Source organism: Streptomyces kebangsaanensis (genome assembly GCF_001906585.1).
Lineage (GTDB): Bacteria > Actinomycetota > Actinomycetes > Streptomycetales > Streptomycetaceae > Streptomyces > Streptomyces kebangsaanensis.
Genome location: NZ_JUJA01000129.1, coordinates 1 through 2,465 on the forward strand (window position 1 = coordinate 1; position 2,465 = coordinate 2,465).

Genomic DNA, 2,465 nt, shown 5'->3' on the forward strand with positions numbered 1-2,465 from the left:
GCGCCGATGTGGGTGAGGCCGGTGGTGGTGTCGCGGGTTTTGCCGAGGAAGCCCTTGTCGTCGGGCCAGGGGCCGTAGAGGGGCGTGCCGCGGTCGGCACCGAAGGGGGTGGTGTAGCGCTTGGTGAAGGCCTGGGCGGTGTCCGGGCTGATCGCCAGCGTAGATGTGCCGTGGTGGTCGCCGGTGAGATAGGTGAGTTTGTTGGTGCCGGATTCGTTGGAGCGGACGGCGGCGGTGACAGCGCCAGCTGTGTAGTAGCGCTGGGCCCAGGTGGTGCCGTTGACGCGGAGGTGGAGTTCGGTGGCGCCGGCGTAGAGGATGCGTTCGCCGTTCTTGGTGGCGCGGATGAGCAGGGTGCCGTCGGCGGCGTAGAGGTAGTCGGTGGACGTTGCGTTCTCGGTGAGCTTGGTCAGCTTGCCTTCGGGTGACCAGTCCAGTTCCTGGGTGGCTGTGGTGCCTGGGCGGTGCCTGGTGTTGCCGGTCGTGTCGTAGTCGTAGGTGCGCTGTGGGCTGGCGCAGTCGGCCTTGGTGGTGGTGCCGGTCAGGGTGTGGGGCTGCTTGGCATTGGTGTAGCAGTAGGTCGTCTTCGTGTCGCCGCTGCTCTGGTGGACCGTCTCACTGGTGCGCTGGCCCGCGGTGTTGTACGTGTAGCTGGTCCAGTACGGGGCCGGGCCCGACAGGCTGGAGGCGTTCGGGGCGTCGGAGCACTTCTGGGAGGCCGGGGTCCAGGCTTCGGTGAGGCGCTGGTGGCCGTCGTAGGCGAAGCACTGGGTGTCGGGCGAGCTGGTGCCGCCGAGTGTGGTGGGGTCGCTGATGGCGGTGACGTTGCCGGTCTGGTCGTAGGTGTAGTTGAGGTCCTGCAGCATGTACGGGCGGGTCTGGTCCTTGACATAGCTGCGGAGCAGGCGGCCGGTGCCCTCCTCGTAGCTGTTTTTGACGTAGACGTTCTTGTTGCCTGTGCCGCCGGTGCCCAGGGTGAGCTCCTCGGGCTGGGTTAGGGCCGAGTAGGAGACGTTGTTCAGGTAACCGGTCGACCCGCCGATGGAGGTCAGGTTGCCCAGGCCGTCATAGGTGAAGCCGATGATCTCGGACGGCAGGCCACCGAGTGCGGGTTGCTTGTCGTACTGCTGGGTGCCATCGATGTTGTAGTACGTCTCGAACGCCAGCGTGGACGGTGCGCCGGCCTTCACGAACGGGTCGCTGGCCGGCAGTTCCAGTTGGGTCGCGGTGGCCCGATCGAGGCTGTCGTAAGCAGTGACGGTCTGGGTGTAGGCCGCTCCCGTCTTGCCGCCGACGTAGCGGGTGGAGGAGGTGGGCAGGCCCTTGAGGACCGTGTCGTAGGTGTAGCCGGTGAGCTGGTTGGCGTCCGTTTTCGACCCGGTCCAGGTGCCGGTGGCGCGACCCAGTTCGTCGTAGGCGGTCAGGAGCGACGTGCCGCGTGAGTCGGTGGACTTGATGATCTGGTCGAGGGCGTTGTACTCGGTGGTTGTGGTGCCCTTGTCCGGGTCACCGGTGCTGATCTGGCGACCGAACAGGTCATAGTCATAGGTCCACTTGGCGCCGTCCGGACCTGTGATCGACTTCTGCTGGCCGTCCAGGGCGTAGGTGAACTTCGTGAAGGTGTACGACGCGCCAGGGCCGGTGCCGAAGCCGCTGTCGGCCGGGCTGGTGCTCGCGTACTCCCGGCTCTCCGTGGTCTGACCGCGCACGTCCGTGATCGTGCGCCGGGCGGAGCCGCCTTCAAGGGCGGTGGTCGCGACGGAGTCTCCGGTGTAGGTCGTCGTGGTGGACCACTTCTTGACGCCGTAGACGTACAGGCTGCTGGTCGTCGCCCTGCCCGCCCCGTCGAACACCGTCTGCGTCTGGGTGGGGGCCTCGCCGTACTCGGCGCGGGTGTAGGTGCTGTTGGGCGTGCTGGAGGTGTCGAAGATGTCCGCGTATGTGTCGTACGCGAGGCCGCGGGTGTCGTAGCGGGTGTCGGTCAGCAGGCGGCCGCCCCGCGGGGTGGGCGACTGCGTCTGCAGCGGACGCAGGAGGGAGTCGTAGAGCGTGTAGTTCGTGTTGTAGGTATTGCCGTCCCTCTTCAAGGTCGAGGTCGACACCCAGGACGGCTTGGTGTTGTCCAGGTGGTAAGCGAACTTCATGTTCGGGGCCTGGCTGCCGCTCGACCGGTTCGGCAACCAAACGTCGGTCAGGCGGCCGAGGGCGTCGTAGGAGCTCTCGGTCTTCTTCAAATTGGCGTCGTAGACGCGCAGGGGCTGGCCGCGGCGTGGGTCCAGGAAGCTGGTGGTCCTGTACTGCTCGGAAGATTTCAAGTCCAGTGAGACGGTTGGGGCGCTATGAGGTTTGTGGTGCGGGTTCCCTGCGTCTGGCCGGGTCGTTGATCCACGCCTGCTGGGGTATCCGGGGTGGTCGGGGGCGGCGGCCGAAGCGTTCGGGGTGGCGGGCGTATGCCTCGGCGAGGG

General features: G+C 66.6%; 1 pseudogene. It reads right to left on the minus strand.

From position 1 onward, the window contains the following. A pseudogene (locus RH94_RS18805) lies at nucleotides 1-2,297 on the minus strand (RHS repeat-associated core domain-containing protein); the annotation flags it as partial. Nucleotides 2,298-2,465 lie beyond the last annotated feature (168 nt).